This window comes from Phyllobacterium sp. P5_D12, assembly GCF_054049495.1.
In genome coordinates this window covers 1-3,753 of the sequence record NZ_JBFUMG010000441.1, presented here as the reverse complement: position 1 = coordinate 3,753, position 3,753 = coordinate 1, and the positions used below count along the sequence as shown (strand labels likewise).

Genomic DNA, 3,753 nt, shown 5'->3' with positions numbered 1-3,753 from the left:
CCCAATGGGTCCTCGGGTCAAGCCCGAGGATGACGGCGCGATGGAGGATCGGATGACGTGTGGTATCGGTTGACAGCGTATGCAGTCGAAACGTGAACCGCTAAAGCGTCATTCGGGCTTTCTTCATGCAAGTTCAATGCGGCACTGGAAGCAATTGTTTCTTGCTGATCGCATATGGACATAGGCGATATCGTCCCGTGTCAGCAATTCCTCGGCCCGGACCGCAATGCCATCGGTCTTGATCACACCTCCGGTGCCGTAAACGATACGGTCCTGGCAGGAATAGCCGCGGAGTATATAATCGCTGTTCTCGTTAAACATCTCCGGTAGTTCTGCAGTTTCCGCATGACGCTCACACGCCTCCGCATGCAGGAAGATCGGGCCTGTTTCAGCGTAGGGTTGCGGTTCTGGGAATGGACGGTGCGATAACACCAGGTATTTCTCACCCGCCTTTACGTTCTGCAAACAGTGTCGGCAAGGAACGCCATCCCCGTCGGAAGTAAAGACTTCGGGGGTCTGACCATTCGCATCAGCCCCGCCCGCTTGATAGTGACGGGCCAATGTTGTCGTCATGGCAATAAATCGGATCGGTTTCATGGATGCCTCCTTCGTTGATACAAGGAGACACCTAATTTTGACAGCAAACCACCCGATTCATGCGAAGACTGCTAATCCCAGGCATCAATTTCTGCTTCTGCAAAACTGACAGGTGTAAAACCCATTCTTTGATACATTTGCAGTGCGCGTGGACTATCCAGCGTATTTGTTTCGATGATCACCTTTTGCGGACTGCTCATCCATGCGGTCAGGATGGCTTCATTCAGGAAGAACTTGGCGAGCCCCCTGCCCTGGAACTCAGGTACCAGACCGAAATAAAGGATTTCAGTGACCGCCTGCACCTCATCGAGGACAAGTTCAAAAAAGCCTGCCGGGGAACCATCAGCGTAGAGGACATGTATATCGACATTGTTACGATGGATGATTGCTGCCAACTCTTCATCACTGAGACGTCGATGCACAGACCAATGATGAGGCTTGCCGACCTGTTCATAGAGAAAGCGATAAAAGGGCAATGAAATCTTCGTCGCGCGCATGAGTGCCAGTTTAAAACTGACGGGCGTCGGTACGGACTGCGTCGGCCGCTCCGTCATCTCCAGATGTGTCACGCGCGTCTTTAATATTCGTGGCTTCGTCATGGCTTATGCTTCGCCGGTAGCGACGGGAGTGTCTTTGGTTCCGCCCCATTCACTCCACGAACCATCATAGAGAACATTATCCTTGTGGCCTACGGATTCGAGTGCAAGCGTAATCACGGCGGCTGTTATTCCGGACCCGCAACTTGTCACGACCGGCTGAGACAAGTCCACGCCGGCCTCATCGAAAATCTTTCTCAAGCCACTGATATCCTTCAGATAGCCATTGTCAGCGAGACTAGACGCCGGAATGCTTCGCGCGCCGGGCATGTGGCCGGACCGCAGGCCGGCGCGTGGCTCTGGATCGACACCCTTGAAGCGCCCAGCCGAGCGCGCATCCGCGATCTGCCTTGACTTGCTTTCAACGATCTCGCGCATATCGTCAAAACTTGCCACCTTGCCTGCATCAAAGCTCGGGACAAAGGCCGAGGGGGCAATCTTGGTCACCTCGTCGGTGGCAGGCCTGCCGGCGTTTTTCCAATTGTCGAATCCACCATCCAGGATTGAGACGTTCTTTGTGCCAAACGTGCGCAACATCCACCAGACGCGCRGTGAGGTCGTCATTCCAGGACCATCGTAGACGACGATCGTATCCTCGTTGGTGATTCCCATGCTGCTGACGGCTGCTGCGAAGGCTTCCCCGTTGAGGAGAGTGTGCGGCAGCGATGAATCCGGATCCGACATCTCTTCGTGGTCGAAGAAAATCGCGCCGGGAATGTGACCAGCCTCATATTCGGCTTTGGCATCCCGCTTTTGAACGGGAAGATACCAGGATGCATCAAGAATACTGAGACCGGGCTGGCCGAGTCTTTCCTGCAGCCAATCGGCTGAAACCACAAAAGGGCTCTTGTCTGCCACGTTCATACTCCCTCTGGCAACGGACCGAAGCGGATGCGGAACCGCCTGTTTTCCTTGCCTTTCTTTTCGATTTTTCCAATGTGGATCGCGCCGACTTCACCGGTCGTCGCGACATGCGTTCCGCCGCACGGCTGCGAATCGACCGAAGCATTTTCGCCAATGCAAACCAGCCTGATGCGCCCAGTCCCTGTTGGCGGCCTTACGTTCTTGGATTTGATCAGGCCGGGATTCGCAGCGAGTTCGCCGTCCGTAATCCACCGGGTGAAAATTGGATGATTGGCGTTCACCAGTTCCATCATCTTCTCGGTAACGCTTTCCTTGGTCACACCCGCGTCCGGCAGGTCAAAGTCAACGCGGCTGTCGTCTTCGCTGACTGCCGCGCCTGTGATCGGAAACGGGCAAACGACGCTGAGCAGGTGGCACGCCGTATGCATTCGCATCAACTTGTAGCGCCTGTCCCAATCGAGGCGCAGGGTTAGCTTTTCGCCGATGGCCGGGACGGGTTGGTCGGGCGCCGGTACGTGGATGATTTCTTCCTTCGTCTCACCGGTCACAGTTGCGACGATGATGATCGTTGAGCCATCAGAACGAACAAAAACACCGGTATCTCCGGGTTGGCCGCCCGATGTGGCGTAAAACACGGTCTGGTCGGTCAGGATGCCGCCCCGCTCGTTTATCGCCAATACTGTCGCGTCGATCGCTTTAAGATAGGAATCTTCGCGGAAAAGAATAGCCGTATCGTATGCCATCACGATGCATTCTCGAAGGGAACGGATATATTTGTTTCTGCTTCCATCCACGCCGGAACTGGCAAGTCTTTGGAACGCAAGAACTCCGGATTGAACATTTTGGATTGATACCGGTTACCGTAGTCACAGAGCACCGTCACGATAATCTTGTCCGGGCCCATATGCCGCGCCATGTGGATCGCGCCGGCAATATTGATCCCCGACGACCCCCCCAAACACAGCCCTTCTTCCTCGACGAGGTCGAAGACAATCTCGAGAGCCTCAGAGTCGGGGATCTGGTAGGAAAAATCTGGCGTAAACCCTTCAAGATTGGCCGTAACACGGCCCTGCCCAATGCCCTCGGTAATGGAATTTCCCTCGGATTTGAACTCGCCGGTCGTGTAATAGGAAAACAGCGCCGCGCCCAATGGATCGGCAAGTCCGATCTTGATACCCGCGTCTCGTGCTTTCAGTCCCTGCGCTACCCCGGCGAGCGTACCGCCTGAACCCACCGCGCAGATAAATCCATCCACCTTGCCATTCGTATCACGCCATATCTCCTGTGCCGTCGTTTCCACATGCGCCTGACGATTGGCGACATTATCGAACTGGTTGGCCCAGACGGCGCCATTCGGCTCGGTTTTTGCCATCTGCTCCGCAAGACGGCCGGAGACCTTTACATAATTATTCGGATTCCTATAGGGAACAGCGGGCACTTCGACCAACTCGGCACCGAGAAGACGGAGGGCATCTTTCTTTTCCTGGCTCTGGGTTTCGGGAATTACGATCACGGTGCGGTAGCCAAGCGTCTTGGCAACSATTGTAAGCCCAATACCTGTGTTACCTGCGGTACCCTCGACGATCACACCACCTCGTCTTAAAAGCCCCCGTTCCTCGGCGTCGCGGATTATGTAGAGCGCTGCGCGATCCTTGACGGATTGCCCCGGATTGAGGAATTCAGCCTTGCCGTAAAT

Annotated in this window: 5 protein-coding genes; all 5 read right to left on the bottom strand. The window is 55.1% G+C overall.

The genetic code is table 11. The annotated features are described in order from the left end of the window. Nucleotides 1-123: 123 nt before the first annotated feature. On the bottom strand, nucleotides 124-597 hold the full coding sequence (locus ACXJ5O_RS21345) for a DUF1203 domain-containing protein (protein ID WP_457301642.1): 474 nt from the start codon (nucleotides 595-597) through the stop codon (nucleotides 124-126). Between the two features lie 71 nt (nucleotides 598-668). Then, entirely contained in the window at nucleotides 669-1,196 is a 528-nt protein-coding gene (locus ACXJ5O_RS21340; RefSeq protein WP_457301641.1) for a GNAT family N-acetyltransferase, read from the bottom strand. A 3-nt stretch (nucleotides 1,197-1,199) separates the two neighbouring features. After that, nucleotides 1,200-2,051, bottom strand: coding sequence for a 3-mercaptopyruvate sulfurtransferase (gene sseA / locus ACXJ5O_RS21335; RefSeq protein WP_457301640.1), 852 nt, complete (start codon nucleotides 2,049-2,051; stop codon nucleotides 1,200-1,202). A gap of 2 nt (nucleotides 2,052-2,053) precedes the next feature. Next, the gene (locus ACXJ5O_RS21330) at nucleotides 2,054-2,800 is read right to left on the bottom strand and encodes an alanyl-tRNA editing protein (protein WP_457301639.1); all 747 of its coding nucleotides are present in this window, start codon (nucleotides 2,798-2,800) and stop codon (nucleotides 2,054-2,056) included. Further along, a partial coding sequence (locus tag ACXJ5O_RS21325; RefSeq protein WP_457301638.1) for a cysteine synthase A occupies nucleotides 2,800-3,753 on the bottom strand: 954 nt, incomplete at its 5' end. The genes ACXJ5O_RS21325 and ACXJ5O_RS21330, both read right to left, overlap by 1 nt.

Excerpts from the sequence above, each read along its gene's own strand:
- ACXJ5O_RS21345 (WP_457301642.1), bottom strand. The coding sequence starts at position 597 with ATGAAACCGATCCGATTTATTGCCATGACGACAACATTGGCCCGTCAC.
- ACXJ5O_RS21340 (WP_457301641.1), bottom strand. The coding sequence starts at position 1,196 with ATGACGAAGCCACGAATATTAAAGACGCGCGTGACACATCTGGAGATG.
- ACXJ5O_RS21330 (WP_457301639.1), bottom strand. The coding sequence starts at position 2,800 with ATGGCATACGATACGGCTATTCTTTTCCGCGAAGATTCCTATCTTAAA.